Source organism: Chenggangzhangella methanolivorans (assembly GCF_019797865.1).
In the GTDB taxonomy this organism is placed as follows: Bacteria; Pseudomonadota; Alphaproteobacteria; order Rhizobiales; family Methylopilaceae; genus Methylopila; species Methylopila methanolivorans.
In genome coordinates this window covers 625,057-643,359 of the sequence record NZ_CP081869.1, presented here as the reverse complement: position 1 = coordinate 643,359, position 18,303 = coordinate 625,057, and the positions used below count along the sequence as shown (strand labels likewise).

The 18,303-nt window shown below is 69.1% G+C and carries 19 protein-coding genes, 1 other RNA gene and 4 pseudogenes; 17 read left to right on the top strand and 7 right to left on the bottom strand.

The features are described 5' to 3' along the window. Positions 1-45: 45 nt before the first annotated feature. The 7 genes and pseudogenes from K6K41_RS03390 to ssrA all read right to left on the bottom strand — a co-directional run bounded on the left by K6K41_RS03390 (position 46) and on the right by ssrA (position 5,033). A complete protein-coding gene (locus tag K6K41_RS03390) occupies positions 46-264 on the bottom strand; it encodes a ribbon-helix-helix domain-containing protein (protein WP_261405626.1) in 219 nt (72 codons plus the stop codon). Between the two features lie 137 nt (positions 265-401). Further along, entirely contained in the window at positions 402-596 is a 195-nt protein-coding gene (locus K6K41_RS03385; protein ID WP_261403903.1) for a DUF4169 family protein, read from the bottom strand. Positions 597-666: 70 nt separating this feature from the next. Further along, positions 667-2,059 (bottom strand): annotated as a pseudogene (gene fumC / locus K6K41_RS03380) (class II fumarate hydratase). Positions 2,060-2,185: 126 nt separating this feature from the next. Beyond that, the gene (locus K6K41_RS03375; RefSeq protein ID WP_261403902.1) at positions 2,186-2,713 is read right to left on the bottom strand and encodes an SspB family protein; all 528 of its coding nucleotides are present in this window, start codon (positions 2,711-2,713) and stop codon (positions 2,186-2,188) included. A gap of 85 nt (positions 2,714-2,798) precedes the next feature. Further along, positions 2,799-3,188, bottom strand: coding sequence for a thioredoxin family protein (locus K6K41_RS03370; RefSeq protein ID WP_261403901.1), 390 nt, complete (start codon positions 3,186-3,188; stop codon positions 2,799-2,801). Between the two features lie 99 nt (positions 3,189-3,287). Beyond that, positions 3,288-4,103, bottom strand: a complete 816-nt coding sequence (locus K6K41_RS03365) for an MFS transporter (protein ID WP_261403900.1) — start codon at positions 4,101-4,103, stop codon at positions 3,288-3,290. 562 nt (positions 4,104-4,665) lie between these two features. Then, positions 4,666-5,033, bottom strand: a transfer-messenger RNA (tmRNA) gene (gene ssrA, locus K6K41_RS03360). 97 nt (positions 5,034-5,130) lie between these two features. On the opposite strand from ssrA, the gene K6K41_RS03355 reads away from it, so the two are divergent. The 17 genes and pseudogenes from K6K41_RS03355 to K6K41_RS03285 all read left to right on the top strand — a co-directional run bounded on the left by K6K41_RS03355 (position 5,131) and on the right by K6K41_RS03285 (position 18,279). Next, positions 5,131-5,922: a thymidylate synthase gene (locus K6K41_RS03355; protein WP_261403899.1), complete on the top strand. Its 792-nt coding sequence runs from the start codon at positions 5,131-5,133 to the stop codon at positions 5,920-5,922. Continuing rightward, positions 5,919-6,434: a GNAT family N-acetyltransferase gene (locus tag K6K41_RS03350; RefSeq protein WP_261403898.1), complete on the top strand. Its 516-nt coding sequence runs from the start codon at positions 5,919-5,921 to the stop codon at positions 6,432-6,434. Before K6K41_RS03355 ends, K6K41_RS03350 begins: the two co-directional genes overlap by 4 nt. Beyond that, complete coding sequence (locus tag K6K41_RS03345; RefSeq protein WP_261403897.1) at positions 6,434-6,805, top strand: hypothetical protein; 372 nt, start codon at positions 6,434-6,436, stop codon at positions 6,803-6,805. Before K6K41_RS03350 ends, K6K41_RS03345 begins: the two co-directional genes overlap by 1 nt. Continuing rightward, a complete protein-coding gene (locus K6K41_RS03340) occupies positions 6,802-7,320 on the top strand; it encodes a dihydrofolate reductase (RefSeq protein WP_261403896.1) in 519 nt (172 codons plus the stop codon). The genes K6K41_RS03345 and K6K41_RS03340 overlap by 4 nt, the downstream gene beginning before the upstream one ends. 168 nt (positions 7,321-7,488) lie before the next feature. Next, positions 7,489-8,742 carry a protease modulator HflK gene (hflK, locus tag K6K41_RS03335; RefSeq protein WP_261403895.1) on the top strand — a complete coding sequence of 418 codons (1,254 nt, stop codon included), beginning with the start codon at positions 7,489-7,491 and terminating at the stop codon, positions 8,740-8,742. Between the two features lie 12 nt (positions 8,743-8,754). Further along, entirely contained in the window at positions 8,755-9,549 is a 795-nt protein-coding gene (hflC, locus tag K6K41_RS03330) for a protease modulator HflC (protein ID WP_315855134.1), read from the top strand. Beyond that, on the top strand, positions 9,525-9,668 hold the full coding sequence (locus tag K6K41_RS29245) for a hypothetical protein (RefSeq protein ID WP_315855133.1): 144 nt from the start codon (positions 9,525-9,527) through the stop codon (positions 9,666-9,668). The genes hflC and K6K41_RS29245 overlap by 25 nt, the downstream gene beginning before the upstream one ends. After that, positions 9,668-9,796 (top strand): hypothetical protein, encoded by a 129-nt coding sequence (locus K6K41_RS03325; protein WP_428978565.1) that lies wholly within the window; start codon positions 9,668-9,670, stop codon positions 9,794-9,796. The genes K6K41_RS29245 and K6K41_RS03325 overlap by 1 nt, the downstream gene beginning before the upstream one ends. After that, a complete protein-coding gene (locus tag K6K41_RS30145; RefSeq protein ID WP_428978564.1) occupies positions 9,766-10,185 on the top strand; it encodes a hypothetical protein in 420 nt (139 codons plus the stop codon). The genes K6K41_RS03325 and K6K41_RS30145 overlap by 31 nt, the downstream gene beginning before the upstream one ends. Beyond that, positions 10,086-10,304: pseudogene (locus tag K6K41_RS03320) on the top strand (aldehyde dehydrogenase family protein); the annotation flags it as partial. The gene K6K41_RS30145 and the pseudogene K6K41_RS03320, both read left to right, overlap by 100 nt. Positions 10,305-10,347: 43 nt before the next feature. Then, positions 10,348-11,077: pseudogene (gene rpiA / locus K6K41_RS03315) on the top strand (ribose-5-phosphate isomerase RpiA). Further along, on the top strand, positions 11,074-11,592 hold the full coding sequence (locus tag K6K41_RS03310; RefSeq protein WP_261403893.1) for a DUF2059 domain-containing protein: 519 nt from the start codon (positions 11,074-11,076) through the stop codon (positions 11,590-11,592). Before rpiA ends, K6K41_RS03310 begins: the two are co-directional and overlap by 4 nt. A 22-nt stretch (positions 11,593-11,614) precedes the next feature. After that, positions 11,615-12,975, top strand: a pseudogene (gene gor, locus K6K41_RS03305) (glutathione-disulfide reductase). A 28-nt stretch (positions 12,976-13,003) separates the two neighbouring features. Then, positions 13,004-13,891, top strand: a complete 888-nt coding sequence (locus K6K41_RS03300) for a DUF6869 domain-containing protein (RefSeq protein WP_261403892.1) — start codon at positions 13,004-13,006, stop codon at positions 13,889-13,891. 67 nt (positions 13,892-13,958) lie between these two features. Next, on the top strand, positions 13,959-15,347 hold the full coding sequence (locus tag K6K41_RS03295) for an MDR family MFS transporter (protein ID WP_261403891.1): 1,389 nt from the start codon (positions 13,959-13,961) through the stop codon (positions 15,345-15,347). 125 nt (positions 15,348-15,472) lie between these two features. Beyond that, positions 15,473-16,858: a class II 3-deoxy-7-phosphoheptulonate synthase gene (locus tag K6K41_RS03290; RefSeq protein ID WP_261403890.1), complete on the top strand. Its 1,386-nt coding sequence runs from the start codon at positions 15,473-15,475 to the stop codon at positions 16,856-16,858. 161 nt (positions 16,859-17,019) lie between these two features. Continuing rightward, positions 17,020-18,279, top strand: coding sequence for a GGDEF domain-containing protein (locus tag K6K41_RS03285; RefSeq protein ID WP_261403889.1), 1,260 nt, complete (start codon positions 17,020-17,022; stop codon positions 18,277-18,279). Positions 18,280-18,303 lie beyond the last annotated feature (24 nt).

Sequence of the window (18,303 nt, the reverse complement as noted above, 5' to 3'; positions counted from 1 at the left end):
GAGGCGATGGGTCGGATTCCGAAGGCCTCTAAAAGGCCGCGTGGCTCACCGGGACTCCGAGCAGCGGCGGCGATAGTGGTCGAGCACGAAGAGCCGCACGGCTGAAGACAGGTTGCCGCCGCGACGGCTGGCGTCGATCTCGGCGACGAGGCCGCGCAGCGACACCGAGCGCTCGCGCGCGATGTCCTTCAGCGCATGCCAGAACGCGTCCTCGAGGCTGACGCTGGTCTTGTGGCCGGCCACGACCACGGAACGCTTCACGATGTCCGGGTTGAACTCCCGCGGCTCCGCCGCGGATTCCCCCGCGAGGATGCCCTGCACGACGATCCCCTCCGCTTGCCTCGAGCCAAGGGCGTCGACAAGGCCCGACTGGCCCAGGTCGATTGGCTTCGACGGTTCGTTCATTCGCTTCCGTCGCCCCCGGTTTCGCGGCGATGCCCCTCATGTCGACGAACCGATGCGTCGCGTTCGGCCTTTTCGGCCTCCCGCTCCTGCTTGCTTGCCCCGAACCGGGCGCGGTTGGCGGCGGCTTGCGCCTCCGCCTCTTCTCGCGCTCTGGTTTTGCGGGCTCGCCGCAAGTTCACGATTTCGCCCATCGACTTGTTTTATTACACTCGCCTTGAAAGCAAATCGAGCGCCACCGGATTACCGTCTTGCGCAAGGGGTTCAACCGGGGCGGATCATCGACTCCGGGCGAACGATGCGGTCGAAGTCTTCCGCCGACACAAAGCCAAGCTTGACGGCTTCCTCACGCAACGTCGTGCCGTTCTTGTGCGCGGTCTTCGCCACTTTGGTCGCGTTGTCGTAGCCGATCGTCGGGGCGAGCGCCGTGACGAGCATCAGCGAACGGCTCATCAGGTCGGCGATGCGGGTCTCGTCCGCCTCGATTCCCGCCACGCAATTGTCCGCGAAGCTGACCGCCGCGTCACCGAGAATCCTGATCGATTGCAGCATGTTGTAGCCAAGGACGGGCTTGTAGACGTTGAGCTCGAAGTGTCCCTGGCTGCCGGCGAACGAAATCGTCGCGTTGTTGCCGAACACCTGGGCGCACACCATCGTCAGCGCCTCGCACTGCGTCGGGTTCACCTTGCCGGGCATGATCGAGGAGCCGGGCTCGTTCTCGGGCAGCACGAGTTCGCCGAGGCCCGAGCGCGGCCCGGAGCCCAGCAGACGGATGTCGTTGGCGATCTTGAACAGGCCGGCGGCGAGCGCGTTCAGCGCTCCGTGGGCGAACACATAGGCGTCGTGGGCGGCGAGCGCCTCGAACTTGTTCGGCGCGGTGACGAAGGGCAGGCCCGTGATCTCGGCGACCTTCTCAGCGAATTTTTCCGCGAAGCCGACCTTGGCGTTGATGCCGGTGCCGACCGCCGTGCCGCCCTGGGCGAGCGGATAGAGATGCTTCAGCGTCTCGCGGATACGCTCCGCGCCGAGGCGAACCTGCGCGACGTAGCCCGAGAATTCCTGGCCGAGCGTCAGCGGGGTCGCGTCCTGCGTGTGGGTGCGGCCGATCTTGATGATGTGCTCGAACGCGCTCGCCTTGGCCTGGAGCGCGTCCTCGAGATGCTTCAGCTGCGGCAACAGGCGGCGCTCGATCTCCTCGGCCGCCGCGATGTGCATCGCGGTTGGGAAGGTGTCGTTGGACGACTGGCTCATATTGACGTGGTCGTTCGGGTGAACGGGCTTCTTCGAGCCCATCTCGCCGCCGAGCGCCTCGATGGCGCGGTTCGACACCACCTCGTTGGCGTTCATGTTCGACTGGGTGCCGGAGCCGGTTTGCCAGACGACGAGCGGGAAGTGATCGTCGAACTTGCCGTCGATGACCTCCTGCGGCGGCGGCCGCGATGGCGTCGGCGAGCTTCCCGTCGATCGAGCCCTGCTCCTTGTTGGCGAGGGCGGCCGAGCGCTTGATGATCCCGAGCGCGCGGATCAGCGGCTTCGGCATCGTCTCGCCGCCGATCTTGAAGTTCTGCAGCGACCGCTGGGTCTGCGCGCCCCAATATTTGTCGGACGGCACCTCGAGCGGACCAAAACTGTCGGTTTCGGTGCGGGTCGCGGTCATCGGCGCTCTCTTCAGCTTGCGTGAAAGGGGCTTTCAGCCGCGCGCGTCGCGGCGCAGGCTCCCTAGCACGCTCCGGACGAGCGCGTCACTCGTCGCCCCCGGCGAACGTCGCCGCGGGGCCGACCGTCACTTCTTGCGGAATTTGTCGAGGCTGACGACTTCCGCGCCGCCGGCCGGCGGATGCGTCGTCTCGGGCTCCGGCTCGGCCGCGATCTCCGCGGCCGGCTCTTCGGCCTCGGCCGCCGGCTCTTCGGCGTCGAGAGCTTCGGCGTCCGGATGGTCGAACTTGAGGCCGAACTGCACCGAGGGGTCGAAGAAGCCGGTGATCGAGCGGAACGGCACCACAAGCTTTTCCGGCACGTTGCCGAACGACAGGCCGACCTCGAAGCCGTCGTCGTCGACCTCGAGGTCCCAGAACTGGTGCTGGAGCACGACCGTCATCTCGGCCGGATAGCGCTCGCGAAGGCGCTGCGACAGGCGCACGTCCGGATCGGTGGTGCGGAACGAGATGTAGAAATGATGCTCGCCCGGCACGCCCTCGCGCGACACCCGCATGAGCACGTCGCGCACGACGCTTCTCAGCGCGTTCTGCGTCAGCAGATCGTACCGGATGAAGTCCTGGGCCGGGGGGGCCGGAGGCGGCGTCGTCGTCATGCCCGCTACATAGGCGGATTCGGAGCGGCGAAAACATCGCGACCGCTCGTCGCGCGGCGGAGATTCTTTGAGCGCGCTTTGGCGGTCACAGCGCTTTCTCCATGAGCTCCTCGATCCAGCCCTCTTCGCGGTCGCCGACGGTGCGCGCGATTTCCTTGCCGCCACGGTAAACGATCAGGGTGCTCTGAAGCCGCGCATTGACGACGCGCAGCGACGCCTTGTCGGAGTCGAAGTCGACCTCGAACTGGCCGAAGTCCTTGAAGCGGGGTTCTGCGCGCAGCCTGGCGAGAATCGGCTTCTGGGCGCGGCAGATCGGGCACCAGGGCGCGGTGACGTGGACCACGAAGGGCCCGCCCGCGGCCAACGCCGCATCGAACGCGGCCTTGTCGAACGGCTTCGGCCCCTCCTGCGCGACGGCGGGGGCGACTGTCGCGATGGCGACCAGACAAGCGATGGCGAGGCGCCGCGTGATCACAAGGCCGGCTCCGGCGTGAGAGGCGTCACAGACACCAATACGCCCGAGAGAGGCGAAACGCTCCACGACGGAAGGCCAATGGCTCCCGGTTGCGACCGTTCAGGCGGCGGCGCGCTCCCGTCGATCGAGCGCGAGCGACGTCAGGAGCAGCGCGAGCCCGCCGAGCGCCAGCAGGAAGCCGACCCAGCCCGGGGCGGTCCAGCCGAAGCCCGCCGCGACCGCAAGGCCGCCGAGCCAGGCCCCGAGCGCGTTCGCGATGTTGAAGGCCGAATGGTTCAGCGTCGCCGCAAGCGTCTGGGCGTCGCCGGCGACGTCCATCAGGCGCGTCTGGAGCGCCGGCCCCATCGCGATGCAGCCGCCGATCAGGAACAGGTTCAGGGCCGCGGCGTACGCGTTGACGGAGGTGAAGACGAAGGCGCCGATCACCAGCGCGCTGTAGATCAGCACGCCCACCATCGTCGCCTTCAGCGCCTTGTCGGCGAGCCGGCCGCCCGCGATGTTCCCGGCGATCATGCCGCAGCCGAGGACGGCGAGCATGACGGGCGCTGCGGAGGCGGGCAGCCGGGTCACCTCGACGAGGGTCGGGACCACGTAGGAATAGACGGCGAAGATGCCGCCGAAGCCGACCGCCGCGACGCCGAGCGTCAGGAGCACCTGCGGCTTCTTCAGCGCGCCGAGCTCGCGCGCGGGGCTCGCGCCGGTCGGGGACACTTCCGGCGTCCAGGCGCGCACGAGCGCGATGGTGAGCGCGGCGAGCGCCGCCACCGAAATGAAGGTCGCGCGCCAGCCGAAGGTCTGGCCGAGCCACGTCGCGGCCGGCACCCCGACCACGTTGGCGATGCTCAGGCCCAGCAGCACGTTGGCGGCCGCCTGGCCGCGGCGCGACGGCTCGACCATTGAGGCCGCGAACAGCATGGCGACGCCGAAATAGGCCCCATGCGGAAGGCCGCGCGACGAAACGCGCCGCGACGACCTGCCAATAGCCCTGGCCGAGCGCGCTCGCGACATTGCCGAGAAGGAAGAAGGCCATCAGTCCGATGAGCAACGCCCGCCGCGGCGCCCGCGCGAAGGCGACCGCGAACAGCGGCGCGCCGATCGTCACCCCGAGCGCGTAGGACGAGATCATGTGCCCGGCCTGCGGGATGGTCGAGCCGATGTCGGCCGCGACGTCCGGCAGCACGCCCATGGCCGCGAATTCGCCCGTGCCGATCGCAAGGCCGCCCACAGACAGCGCGAGCTGCCCGAGCGCCGCGCCGTGCGGCGCGACGACGCGGACGAGCTCTTCGCCGCGCTGATGGTCCGGCGCGTCGCAGGGGGGCAGGCAGTCGGCTGCGCTCGTCATGGGTTTTCGCTTTCGTGCCGGACCAGACAAGAGCGCGGAAGCTGGTCCGGACGGCGTCATGCTGCAACGCAGCGTGACGCATGGCGGCCATGCGGCTGGCGGGACGACGGAACGTTCGGAAGAGAGGGGAAGGGAAGTGGAGGTTTCTGTTGCCAGGTACCTCCGAACCCCGCCTGACGAATGCTAACCCATCAGGACTTTAAGCGTGGTCTTTCAAACCGCTCACGCGGCCTGAGCAACCGGAGCATAGTTGTCGTTGGCAACTATAAAAAAGCCCGATAACGGCGGAACAATACCGGGTGAAAGTTCGCCCTTTACGCCCCCGTCGATCCTGTTTCGCCCCCGCCGAAGCCCACGCCAGGCCAAGAGGCCCATGGGCTTCGGTGGAGGCGCCGGGTACTGCCCCCGGGTCCGAAGGGTTTATTGCGGCGGCCGTTTATCACCATAGCCGGGTATCCCCGGCGCTTCGGAATATAGGCGATCGGAGCCGGCGGCGGAAGGGGCGCGGCGATCGCCTGTTGACGGCGCCCCGGTCGATCTGGCTGCCCGGGGGCGGCCGGGAGTAAGGTGCGCCGTTCCTGACTTCCGAGGAGCGCCGCGATGCGTCCCTATCTCGATCTGCTCGCCCATATCCTCGATCACGGCGTCGCCAAGGACGACCGGACCGGCACCGGCACGCTCTCGCTCTTCGGCGCGCAGATGCGCTTCGACCTCACTCAAGGGTTTCCGCTCGTCACCACCAAGCGGCTCCATCTGAAGTCGATCGTCCATGAGCTGATCTGGTTCATCCGCGGCGACACCAATGTCGGCTATCTGCGCGACAACGGCGTCAGCATCTGGGACGAGTGGGCGGACGAGAACGGCGATCTCGGCCCGGTCTACGGCCGCCAGTGGCGCTCCTGGGCGGCGCCCGACGGACGGGTGATCGACCAGCTCGCCGAGGTGCTGGCCGAGATCAAGCGCAACCCGTCCTCGCGCCGCCTCATCGTCTCGGCCTGGAACCCGGCCGACATTCCGGACATGGCGCTCGCGCCCTGCCACTGCCTGTTCCAGTTCCACGTCGCCGACGGGCGGCTCTCCTGCCAGCTCTATCAGCGCTCGGCCGACATTTTTCTCGGCGTGCCGTTCAACATCGCGTCCTACGCGCTGCTGACGCACCTCGTGGCGCGCGACGCGGGGCTCGGGGTCGGCGACTTCGTGCACTCCTTCGGCGACGTGCATCTGTACCTCAACCACGTCGAGCAGGCCCGCGAGCAGCTCTCGCGCGAGCCGCGCCCGCTGCCGAGCCTCAGGCTCTCCGGGCCGCGCTCACTGTTCGACGTGTCGTATGAGGACATCGCCTTCGAGAACTACGACCCGCACCCGGCCATCAAGGCGCCGGTGGCGGTGTGAGCCTCGTCGTCCGGCAGGCGCTCCCCGAGGATGGGGAGCTCATTTGGAGCTTGGTGCGCGAGCTCGCGGACTACGAGAAGCTCGCTCACGAAGCCGTGGCGACGCCTTGGGATTTCGCTTCCGCGCTCGGGGGCCCACATCCGCGCGTGTTCGGCGAGATCGCCGAGATCGACGACGAGCCGGCCGGCTTTTCGCTCTCGTTCTACACCTTCTCGACCTTCGTCGGCCGCCACGGGATCCATCTCGAGGATCTCTACGTCCGGCCGGCCTTCCGCCGCCGCGGCGTGGCGAAGGCGCTGCTCGCCTCGCTGGCGCGGCGTTGCGCGAAAGAGAAGCTCGGACGGCTCGAATGGTCGGTGCTGAAATGGAACGCTCCCGCGATCGCGTTCTATGAGAGCCTTGGAGCCGTAGCGATGGACGGCTGGACGGTGTATCGCACGAGCGGGGACGCGCTCGCGCGACTCGCGGAAGATCGCGCTGGGCGGCGCGACGGGGACGAGGACGTAACGTGATGAAATTTAGGACGATTGCGGCGCTCGCCGTCGCGGGCGCGGCGATGTGGTCGGGGGCGGCCGCCGCGCAGAGCACGCCGCAGGTCTACACCGAGACCGAGCAGGCGCTGCGCGCCAAGCTGAAGTCGGCCTATGCGGGCAAGCCCGCGCGCTTCGGCTTCGAGAACTTCCGCCGCCGCACCGACGGCAAGCAGGAGGCCGTCTGCGGCCAGGCCACCATCTATATCGGCCGCGACAAGCCGAGCCTGGTGCGCTTCGTCTATCGCTACAAGCAGGGCGACGCCGCGATCGAGACGCTCGGCGCCGACGAGACCCGCACCGTGCAGGCGCTGTGGAACCCGCTGTGCCTGCGGGGACGGCCGATCGAGTGAGCGCTCCGATCGTCCTCGTCGCGGCCGTCGCCTCCAACGGCGTCATCGGCCGCGACAACGGCCTGCCGTGGCGGCTGTCGAGCGACCTCAAGCGGTTCAAGGAGGTGACGATCGGGAAGCCCCTGATCGTCGGCCGCAAGAACCATGAGGCGATCGGCCGGCCGCTGCCGGGACGCGAGACCATCGTGCTGACGCGCGACCGGGCCTTCAAGGAGACCGGCGTCCACGTGGCCCATGACCTGGCCGACGCGCTCGGCCTCGCCGAGGCGATCGCCGAGGAGATGGGCGCAAGCGAGATCATCTGCGCGGGCGGCGGCGAGATCTACGAGCTCTTCATGCCCAAGGCCTCGCGCATGCGCCTCACCGAGGTCGAGGCCGAGGTCGACGGCGACGTGTTCTTCCCGAAATACGACCCCGCGCGCTGGCGCGAGACGTTCCGGGAGGAGCATCAGCCAGGCCCGAAAGACGACCACGCCTTCACGTTCCGCGACCTCGTGCGGGTGCGCAGCGAGTGACGCGCTGAAGGCCTCGTGATCGCCGCGCGCGTGAATTGCGGTTGACGGTTCTGTTACGGCGCCGCACGAGCGTCGCCCACGCCGTGCGCGTTGAACGTGTTGCACGGCGGCAATATATGCGGCGCCGCGGATCGACGGCGGATCGGCCGGCGCGCAGAAGGAGAGCAGATGCCCTGGAGCAACCAAAGCGGCGGCGGCGGCCCGTGGGGCAACAAGCCGGGCGGCCCGTGGGGTCAGGGCCCGCAGAGGCCCTCGGGCGGCGGAGGGGGCAACGGCCCGCAGCCGCCGGACATCGACGAGGTTCTGCGCCGGGCCCAGGAACGGCTTCGCGGCGTGTTTCCGGGCGGCGGCGGAAGCGCCAAGGGCGTGTTCGCCCTGGTGGCGGTCGCGGCGATCGCCTGGGGCCTGTCGGGCTTCTACCGAGTCGAGCCGGACGAGGAAGGCATCGTGCTGCGCTTCGGCGAATTCGTCCGCACGACCCAGTCGGGCCTCAACTACCATCTGCCCTATCCGATCGAGACGGTCGTGACTCCCAAGGTCACCACGCAGAACTCCATCGAGGTCGGCATGCGCTCCTCCGTCGGCGGCCAGCGCAGCGTGTCGAGCCGCGAAGTCCCGCAGGAAAGCCTGATGCTGACCGGCGACGGCAACATCGTCGACGTCAATTTCTCGGTCGTGTGGGTCATCAAGCCGGCCGACGGCGCCGCGAACCGCCCGAGCGGGGCGGCCAACTACCTGTTCAAGCTTCAGAACCCGGAAGGCACCATCAAGGCGGTCGCCGAAAGCGCCATGCGTGAGGTCGTGGGGCGCTCCAAGCTGTCGCAGATCCTGACGGAAGGCACGCCGGAGACCGACGTCACTCCGCCGACCGCCGCGCCCGGCGCGCCGCCGGTCGAGCCTGTCCAGCCCAAGGAGGACGTGCAGTCCGCCGCGGTCACCGCCGCGGCCGTGCGCGACCTCATGCAGAAGACGCTGGACAGCTACGAGTCCGGCATCGACATCGCGCAGGTGCAGCTCCAGAAGATCGCGCCTCCGGGCGAGGTCATCGCGGCGTTCCGAGAGGTGCAGGTGGCGCAGGCCGACCGCATCCGCGCCACCAACGACGCCCAGGCCTACGCCAACCGCGTGGTGCCCGAGGCGCGAGGCAGGTCGACCCAGACCATCCAGGCGGCCGAGGGCATCAAGGCGACCTCCATCGCCGACGCGCAGGGCCAGGCCTCGCGCTTCAGCCAGGTGGTGGCCGAGTACAAGAAGGCTCCGGACGTGACCCGCGAGCGCCTGTTCCTCGAGACGATGGAGCGGGTGTTCGGCGGCGTCGACAAGGTCATCATCGACCAGAAGGCCGCGGGGCAGGGCGTCGTCCCTTACCTGCCGCTTGACCAGCAGCCCGTCGCGCCGCGCGCGGCGCGGTCGATCCCGTAAGGAGCGCGCGAGATGAACAAGTCCATCTTCGGCGCCGCTTTCGCGGTGATCGCCTTCCTGGTCGCCGTCGCCGGCTACAGCGCCCTCTATCAGGTCAGCGAGACCGAGCAGGTCATCGTGCTGCGCCTCGGCCAGCCGGTCGCCACCGTCACCGAGCCCGGTCTTCACGCCAAGGTTCCGTTCATCGAGAGCGTGACGCGCATCGACAAGCGCGTGCTCGACCTTGATTTGCCGGAGCGTGAAGCGACCGCCAACGACAGCCAGCGCCTCGTGGTCGACGCCTTCTCGCGGTACAAGATCACCAACGCACTGCGTTTCCGTCAGGCCGTCGGCACGATCGAGCAGGCCAACACGCGCCTGACCAACGTGCTGACCGACGCGCTGCTCGAGGCGATCCGCTCCAACAGCTTCGAGCAGATCGTCCGGGACCGCCGCGACCAGATCATGGCGCGCATCCGCGACCAGGCGAACCGCGAGGCCGACCGCTTCGGGCTCCAGATCGTCGACGTCCGCATCCGTCGCGCCGATCTTCCCGAGCAGAACTCCAAGGCCGTGTTCGACCGCATGTCGTCCGAACGCGCCCAGGAAGCCGCCCAGATCCGCGCTCGCGGCCCGAGACGGCGCAGGGCATGCGCGCTCGCGCCGACCGCGAGGCGCAGGTCATCGTCGCCGAAGCGAACCGCGACGCCGAGATCCTGCGCGGCCAGGGCGAAGCCGAGAAGACCCGCATCCTCGCCGAGTCCTTCGGCGCCGATCCGGACTTCTTCGCCTTCTTCCGCTCGATGCAGGCCTACGAAACCTCGTTGAAGACCGGCACGCGTCTGGTGCTCGCGCCCGACAGCCCGTTCTTCAAGTACTTCGAGCAGCCCCACCGGCGCCGCGCCGCGCGCCGCCGCGCCGCAGCCCGGGCAGACGCCCGCCCCTGATGAGCGACCTGTTCGCCGCGCTCGGACTGTTGCTCGCGATCGAGGGTCTCCTCTTCGCGGGCTTTCCGGGCGGGCGCGACGGGCGAGCGAAAACATCGTGGCGACGCCCGAAAACGCGCTTCGCGTGATCGGGGTGGTGTCGGCGGCGATCGGCGTCGCGATCGTCTGGCTGGTGCGGGGGCTAGGATCCGCCGGGTCCCGGCGCGGCCTCGCCTTTACATCGCTTCGTTTCTTTCCGGCGTCTCGCTTGCGGGAGGTCCGCCGCCGCGCGCCGGGTGGCGTCCCGCGCGGGCGCCGTGCTAGACCGCGCCTTCCTCACGGCGGAGCCCAACTCCGATGCACGGACCGACGCAGCCCGCGCCGATCATCCGTTTCGAGACCCAGGACGAGGTCTTGGCGAACGTCGACGCCGACGATTTCGGCCTCGCCGCGTCCGTCCATGCGCGCGGCGTGGGACGGACATTCCGGGTCGCTAAGGCCCTTGAATATGGCGGGGTCGGCATCAACTCAGGCATGATTTCGACCGAGCTGGCGCCTTTTGGGGGCGTCAAGGAAAGCGGTCATGGCCGCGAAGGAACGCCGCGGGGAGTCGACGAATTCGTCGATGTGAAATACCTGCTGGTCGCGGGACTTTGAAAACATCGCCAGCGATCCCTTCGCGCTGAAAGGACGGGACGTCTTGAGCACTGACGACTTCAAACGCGCGGCCGCCGAGGCCGCTCGCCTATGTCGAGCCGGGCATGAAGCTCGGCCTCGGCACGGGCTCGACCGCGGCGCATCTCGTCGAGCTGCTCGGCGAGCGGGTCGCGCAAGGGTTCGACGTGGTCGGCGTGCCGACCTCCGAGGCGACGCGCGAGCTCGCCGAGCGTCACGGCGTGCCGCTGACGACGCTGAAGGACACGCCCGAACTCGATCTCACCATCGACGGCGCCGACGAGATCGACCCGGAGCTTCGCCTCATCAAGGGCGGCGGCGCGGCGCTGCTGCGCGAGAAGATCGTGGCCTTCGCTTCGAAGCGCATGATCGTCATCGCGGACAAGACCAAATGCGTGCCCCATCTCGGCGCGTTTCCGCTGCCGATCGAGGTGGTGCCCTTCGGCAAGGAGTCGACGCGCCGCGCCATCGCGCGGCTCGCCCAGGAGCTCGGCGGCTCCGGCGAGGTCGGCATCCGCCGCGCTGAGGACGAGTGCCCGGTCGTGACCGACAGCGGCCACATCATCGTCGACGCCCATTTCGGCCGCATCGACGATCCCCGTCAGGTCTCCGACGCGCTCAACCGGATCCCGGGCGTGGTCGAGCACGGACTGTTCATCGGGCTCGCGAGCCTCGCCATCGTCGCCGGCCCCGACGGCGTCATCACGCTCGAGCCGGGCCAGGGCCTCGTCGAGCAGCCAAGGAAGATCGCATGAACGCGACGCTCCGCGCCGGCCTTGCGGCCGCCACCCTCTTCGCCGCCTTCGCGTTCTCCCCCGCCTTCGCGCAGGCGCCCGCCGGGGACGCCGCGCCGTCCGCCGAGCAGGTCAAGGCCGCCCGCGAGGTCATCGACGTCTCTGGCGCCGCCGACAGCATCAAAGACATCGTCCCGATCTTCCTCGACGAGGCCAAGAACACGCTGACCCGCACGCGTCCCGAGATCGCCAAGGATCTCGGCGAGGTCCTCAAGATCGTCGAGCCCGAGTTCCTCCAGCGCAAGGAGGACCTCATGAACGACATCGCGACGGTCTACGCCCAGCGCTTCTCCGCGCAGGAGCTTACCGAGATCAAGACGTTCTACACCTCGGAGACCGGCAAGAAGCTGGTGCAGAACCTGCCGGGCGTCCTGCAGGCGAGCTATGAGCGCACGCAGGTCTGGAGCCAGCGGATGAGCACCGACATCATCGCGCGCCTTCGCCAGGAGATGAAGAAGCGCGGCGTCGACATCTGACGCCAGGCGGGTCCGGGTCCACATGAGCCAGTACGACGTCGATCTCTTCGTCATCGGCGCGGGGTCGGGCGGCGTGCGCGCCGCGCGCATCGCCTCGGGCTACGGCGCGCGCGTGGCGGTCGCGGAGGAATACCGCATCGGCGGCACCTGCGTGATCCGCGGCTGCGTGCCCAAGAAGCTGCTGGTCTACGCCAGCCGCTTCCCGGACGGCTTCGAGGATTCGGCCGGCTTCGGCTGGTCGTTCCCGGCCGAGCCGACCTTCTCCTGGGCCGCCTTGATCGCCGCCAAGGACAAGGAGATCGCGCGGCTTTCCGGGCTCTACGAGCAGAACCTCGCCAAGGCCGGCGTCGCGATCCATCGCCAGCGCGCGGTCGTCGCGGGGCCGAACGCGGTGCGGCTCGCGGACGGGACCGAGATTACGGCCGAGCGCATCCTGGTCGCCGCCGGCGGCGGGCCGACGGTCGGGGATTCCCGGGCGCCGAGCTCGCGATTTCGTCCAACGAGGCGTTCGATCTCGCTGAGCTGCCGGAGAAAATCGTGATCGCGGGCGGCGGCTACATCGCCATCGAGTTCGCCGGCGTCTTCGCCGGCCTCGGCTCGCAGGTCACGCTGGTCCATCGCGGCGAGAAGTTGCTGCGCGGCTTCGACGAGGATCTGCGCGACGAGGTGAAGGCGGGGCTGGAAAAGCGCGGCGTCATCGTCAGGCTCAACGAACGGATCGCTTCGATCGCGGCGGGCGAGGGCGGCTCGAAGCGCGTGTCGCTCGCCTCCGGCGAGACGCTCGACGCAGATCAGGCGATGCTCGCCATCGGCCGCGCGCCGCATGTCGGCGGCCTCGGGCTCGAGGCCGCCGGCGTGAGGCTCAATGAGAAGGGCGCGGTCGAGGTCGACGCATTCTCGCAGACTTCGGCGCCGTCGATCTATGCGGTGGGCGACGTCACCGACCGCATGAACCTCACCCCCGTCGCCATCCGCGAGGGCCACGCCTTCGCCGACACGGTCTATGGCGGGCGGCCGACGACGGTCGACCTTTCGAACGTCCCGACAGCGGTGTTCGCGACGCCCGAGCTTGGGACCGTGGGGCTGACCGAGGCGGAGGCCCGCGAGAAGGGCGAGGTCGACATCTACAAGACGCGGTTCCGCTCCATGAAGGCGACGCTGTCGGGCCGCGACGAGAAGGTGCTGATGAAGCTCGTGGTCGACGCCGCGACGACCAAGGTGCTCGGCGTCCACATCGTCGGCGAGGACGCGGCCGAGATGATCCAGGTCGCCGGGATCGCGGTGAAGATGGGCGCGACCAAGGCCGACTTCGACGCGACCGTCGCGCTGCATCCGAGCGCGGCCGAGGAGCTCGTCACGCTGAGGCAGAAGTGGACGGGGTGATGGCCTTGCCGCGTCGCAGGGGAGCGTCGTGACCTCGGGGGACGACGACCCCCTGTTCAAGAGCGCTTGGATCGCGGCCACCGAGCCTGTTCCCCGCCACCCGCTCGCCCCGCGCGGCGAGCGATACGCTGCGATGGACGTTCCCGAACTCGCCGCGCAGTGGCGGCGCATCCAGCATTTCGGCCTGCGGGAACGGATTCCGGACGTCTTCGAGGCGGAGCAGTATTTCGATCATCTGCCGCATGAGGAGCCGCGTCGCGCGTTGGCGCTCGTGCTCGAGGTGCTTCGCGCGGAGACCGACCGAAGCGTCAGGATGCAGCTCAACGACCGGCTGATGACGGCGCTGGTCCACCGCCACGGCGACGCTCTGGTCGACGAGATCGAGGCCGCGGCCGGCGAAAGCGCCGATTTCCGATGGCTGCTCGGCGGCGTCTGCTTTTGGGCGGAAGGCCGGACGAGGGCGCGGCTCGAGGCGATCGCGGACGCCGCGGCTTGGGACGCCGATCACGATGAGGCGCGCCGGCCTGCCGTTCCGATCGACTTCAGAAACCTCACGATCGACGAGCTCGCGCGGGTCTGGATCGAGCAGAAGAGCAAGCCCGCCAAGGACTGCGACGACAACTGGTACGCGCTGATGGACCACGAGCACGATCTCGCGGCCGGCGACCCCGAAAAGCTCGTCGATCTTGCGCTGGCGGTCCTCAAGATCGAGTCCGATCCGAACGTCCTCGGCCTCTTCGCCGCGGGACCGCTCGAAAACGCCGTCGGCCACGCGACGATCGACCGGATGGAGCGGGAGGCGGCCGACAATCCCGCCTTCGTCGCGATGCTCGGCGGCATGTACTATTTCAGCGAGCCCGACGACATCAAGGCGCGGCTCGACGCCATCTTCGAGCGGGCGGGGAGGGGCGCCTGATGGACCGCCAGACGGCGGCCGCCCCGGCTCCGCTCACCGAGACGCGCAAGAAACAGATCATCGTCGCGTGCTGACCGCGATGCTGCTCGCCGCGCTCGACCAGACCATCGTCGCGCCGGCCATCGTGCCGATCGGGCGCTCGCTCGGCTCGGTCGAGTATCTCCCCTGGATCGTCTCGGCCTATCTCGTCACCGCGACCGCCGTGACGCCGCTCTACGGCAAGCTCGCCGACATCCACGGGCGCCGGCCGATCATCTTCGTGTCGGTGACGATCTTTCTCGCGGGCTCGGTGCTGTGCGCGCTCGCGCCCTCGATGCTCTGGCTCGTCGCCGGCCGCGCGATCCAGGGGCTCGGCGGCGGCGGGCTGATCGCGCTCGCCCAGACCGTGATGGGCGACCTCGTGCCGCCGAAGCAGCGGGCGAAATACGCGGCCCAGATCTCCGCCGTCTGGGCGACCGCGAGCGTCGCCGGGCCGCTGGTCGGCGGCGTCTTCGCCCAGCACCTTCACTGGTCGCTCGTGTTCTGGATCAACCTGCCGATCGGCCTGGTCGCGCTCTGGATGATGAACGGCCCGCTGAAGGACCTGCCGTTCCACCCGCGGCCGCACCGGCTCGACGTGCCGGGCGCGATCCTCGTGGTCGCCGCCACCTCGCTTGCGATGCTCGCGCTCTCGCTCGGCCGCCAGAGCGGCGAATGGGCGGCGCCCGACGTGCTCGGCCTCGCGGGCGCCGCGCTCGTCGCCGCGGCGCTGTTCGCGTGGCGGGTGAAGACCTTCGCGGAGCCGCTGATCCCCATCAAGGTTCTGAAGAACAAGGTGATCGCGCGCGGCGCGCTTGCGGTCGCCTGCGGCGCGGGCGGCTTCATCGGGCTGACGACGATCATCCCGGTCTTCCTGCAGACGCGGAACGGCGTCGGGCCGGATCTCGCGGCCGTCGGCCTCATTCTGATGGGGGCGGGCGCCGTGATCGGGGCCGCGCTCACCGGGCGCGCGGTGCCGAAGCTGAAGCGCTACCGCACGCCCTCGCTCTGCGGCTTCGCGCTCTCGATCGCGGCGCTTGCGGGGCTTGCGCTCAGCGTCGAGCACGGCTCCTTCCTCGTCTCGCTCGCGCTGCTGTTCCTCTACGGGCTCGGCATCGGCCCGATCTTTCCGGTCGGGACGGTGAGCGTGCAGAACGCCGTCGCCCAGCACGATCTCGGGGCCGCCACCGGACTTCTGGCCTTCCTGCGCTCCATGGGGGCAGCCTTCGGCGTCGCGATCCTGGGCGCCATCGTGCTCGGCGCAGGGCTCGGGCCCGAGGGGGGCGAGCACGGTCCTGCGGTCGTCGAGCCCGGCACGTTCAGGCTTGCGTTCCTGGCGGCCATTTTAGGAACGGCGGCGCTTATATCTCTGTGGCGGATGCCCGAGCGTCCGCTTCGGGACACGATCGAGCCGCGACCCTCCGAAGGTCCCGGCTGAGACGGTTGGCGTCGTGGCGCCCTTGGTGCTAGAGGGTCCGCCGAACGAGCGGCCGCGAGGCCGGGCGGCGCCTTGTCGTTTCCCGAAAAGAAGGGCTCGGCGCGAAGGTCAGTTGGAGCGAAGTCATGTCGGAGCGTTGGAGCCCGTCGAGCTGGAGAAACCTGCCGATCGAGCAGTCGCCGGTCTATCCGGACCTGACCGCGCTCAAGGCCGCCGAGGACCAGCTCGCCTCGTTTCCGCCGCTCGTCTTCGCGGGCGAGGCCCGCAAGCTGAAGCGCAAGCTCGCAGCGGTCGCGAACGGCGAGGCCTTCCTGCTGCAGGGCGGCGACTGCGCCGAGAGCTTCGCCGAGCATTCGGCCGACAACATCCGCGACTTCTTCCGCGTCTTCCTGCAGATGGCGGTGGTGCTGACCTATGCGGCCGCGTCCCCGGTCGTGAAGGTCGGCCGCATCGCGGGCCAGTTCGCCAAGCCCCGCTCGTCCCCGACCGAGACGATCGGCGGCGTCGAGCTGCCGATCTATCGCGGCGACATCATCAACGGGTCCGAGGGCACGCCCGAGTCGCGCATCCCCGATCCGCGCCGCCAGCTCGAGGCCTACCGCCAGTCGGCCGCGACCATGAACCTGCTGCGCGCGTTCGCCACCGGCGGCTACGCCAATCTCGACTTCGTGCATCAGTGGATGCTCGGCTTCGTGAAGGAGAGCCCGCAGTCCGGCCGCTACCAGGAGGTCGCCGACCGGATCGCGGAGGCGCTCGACTTCATGCGCGCCTGCGGCATCAACCCGGAGTCGAGCCCGGAGCTGCGCCAGACCGATTTCTTCACCAGCCACGAGGCGCTGCTGCTCGGCTACGAGCAGGCGCTGACCCGCGTCGACTCGACCACCGGCGACTGGTACGCGACGTCGGGCCACATGATCTGGATCGGCGACCGCACCCGCCAGCTCGACCACGCCCATGTCGAGTTCTGCCGCGGCGTGAAGAACCCGATCGGCCTGAAGTGCGGCCCCTCGCTCAAGCCCGACGAGCTGATGAAGCTCATCGACGCGCTCGACCCCGAGAACGAGGCCGGTCGCCTCACGCTCATCATGCGCTTCGGGGCCGACAAGGCGTTCGACCACATGCCGGGCCTCGTCCGCGCGGTGAAGAATGGCGGCCGCAAGGTCGTGCTCGCCTGCGACCCGATGCACGGCAACACGATCAAGTCCTCGTCGGGCTACAAGACGCGCCCCTTCGAGCGGATCCTGCAGGAGGTCGAGGCCTTCTTCGAGGTCTGCCGCACGGAAGGCGTCCATGCCGGCGGCGTCCATGTCGAGATGACGGGCAAGAACGTCACCGAATGCACCGGCGGCGCGCGCGCGATCTCTGACGCGGACCTGCAGGACCGCTACCACACCTTCTGCGACCCGCGCCTCAACGCCGAGCAGGCGATCGAGCTCGCTTTCCTGGTGGCCGAGGAGCTCAAGAAGGAGCGCGCCGCGCGCGGTCCCCGGCAGGTCGTCGCCGCCGAGTGAGCGGTTGGCCGCGCGAACGGAACATGGCGGCGCGCACGCGCCGTCATGCCGGCCGCGGAAACGAACGCCAATTAAATCAAATGCTTGACGAGACTTCACCTTCCTGAAGCTTTTTCGGGCGAGGCTCGCTCTGCGCGAACTTCGAGACGACGCTTTTCGGCATGGTGGAATCTTTGTCAGACGACGCAGGGCAGGCCTTCTCGACCGACCGCCTGCTCCAGCACCCCGCGATGGCCGCGACCCTCATCGCGTTGTCCAAGGTGCGCACCCGCGACCTCGTCCTGCCGCCGCAGATCCACGACGCCTATCTCGAGCACACGCGGCACACCCGCACCAAGATCAACGCCGGCTGGATGCTCTGGGCGGCGGCGCTCAACATCTTGTGCTGCGCGCTCGCGTTCTTCATCGTGCCGCCGGGCGCGCTCGAGCAGGTCGTGGTCGCGCGCATCGCGATCAGCCTTGTGCTCGCTCTGGGGGCGGGCGCGATCTTTCTCGCGCGGCGCTCGGACGTCGAGGGGCTGCTGACGATCGCGGTCTGCCTCGCGGTCGTCGCGCTCGCCGGCTTCATGGCCGAGCAGGCCCGCCAGCATTTCGCCGAGCGCTACGTCGTCCACGCCATCTTCATGTGCGGCACCGCGATCGTGATCTCGCGGATCGCCTGGCGCGACACGGTCGCGCTCACAACCTCCGTGATGACGGCGCTGGCGATCCTGATGGCGACGTCCCCGACCGCCGACCTGTCGATCGCCGAAAAGCTCCAGATGGCGGCGTTCTTCGGCGTCGGGCTGATCGGTCTCGCGCTCGCCAAGCGCGCGATGAACAAGCTCCAGTACCGCGTCTTCGTGCTCGGCCTCGTCGATCGGCTGAAGATGGCCGAGATCGAGGAGATGAACGGGCGCCTGCACGCGATCGCGCGCACCGACGCGCTCACCGCCGTCTCCAACCGACGCGGCTTCGACGAGGCCTACGCCGCGCTTCAGGGCCGGCCGGAGCGCGGTCAGTGCGCGGTGCTCATGATGGACATCGATCACTTCAAGGGCCTCAACGACACCCGCGGCCACGCCGCGGGCGACGAGTGCCTGCGCGCGGTCGCGGGCGTCATCAGCGGCGAGCTGCGCCACAGCCGCGACCTGCTCGCCCGCTTCGGCGGCGAGGAGTTCGTCGCGATCCTGCCCGAGGTCGACGGCCAGCAGGCGCTCTCGATCGCCGAGCGCATCCGCGCCGCCGTCGAGGCGAGGGGCGTCGCGAACCCCGCGGCGCCGGGCGGAGTGCTGACGCTGAGCGTCGGCGTCGCGGTGTCGCCGCCGGCCGCCATCGAGCGTCTGGTCGCGCGCGCCGACGCCGCTCTCTACGAGGCGAAGTCCGGCGGCCGCAACGCGGTTCGGCTCGCCGCGCCGCCCGCGGCCCTTCGCGTCGCCTGACGCATCGCGATTGCCGCTTTTCCG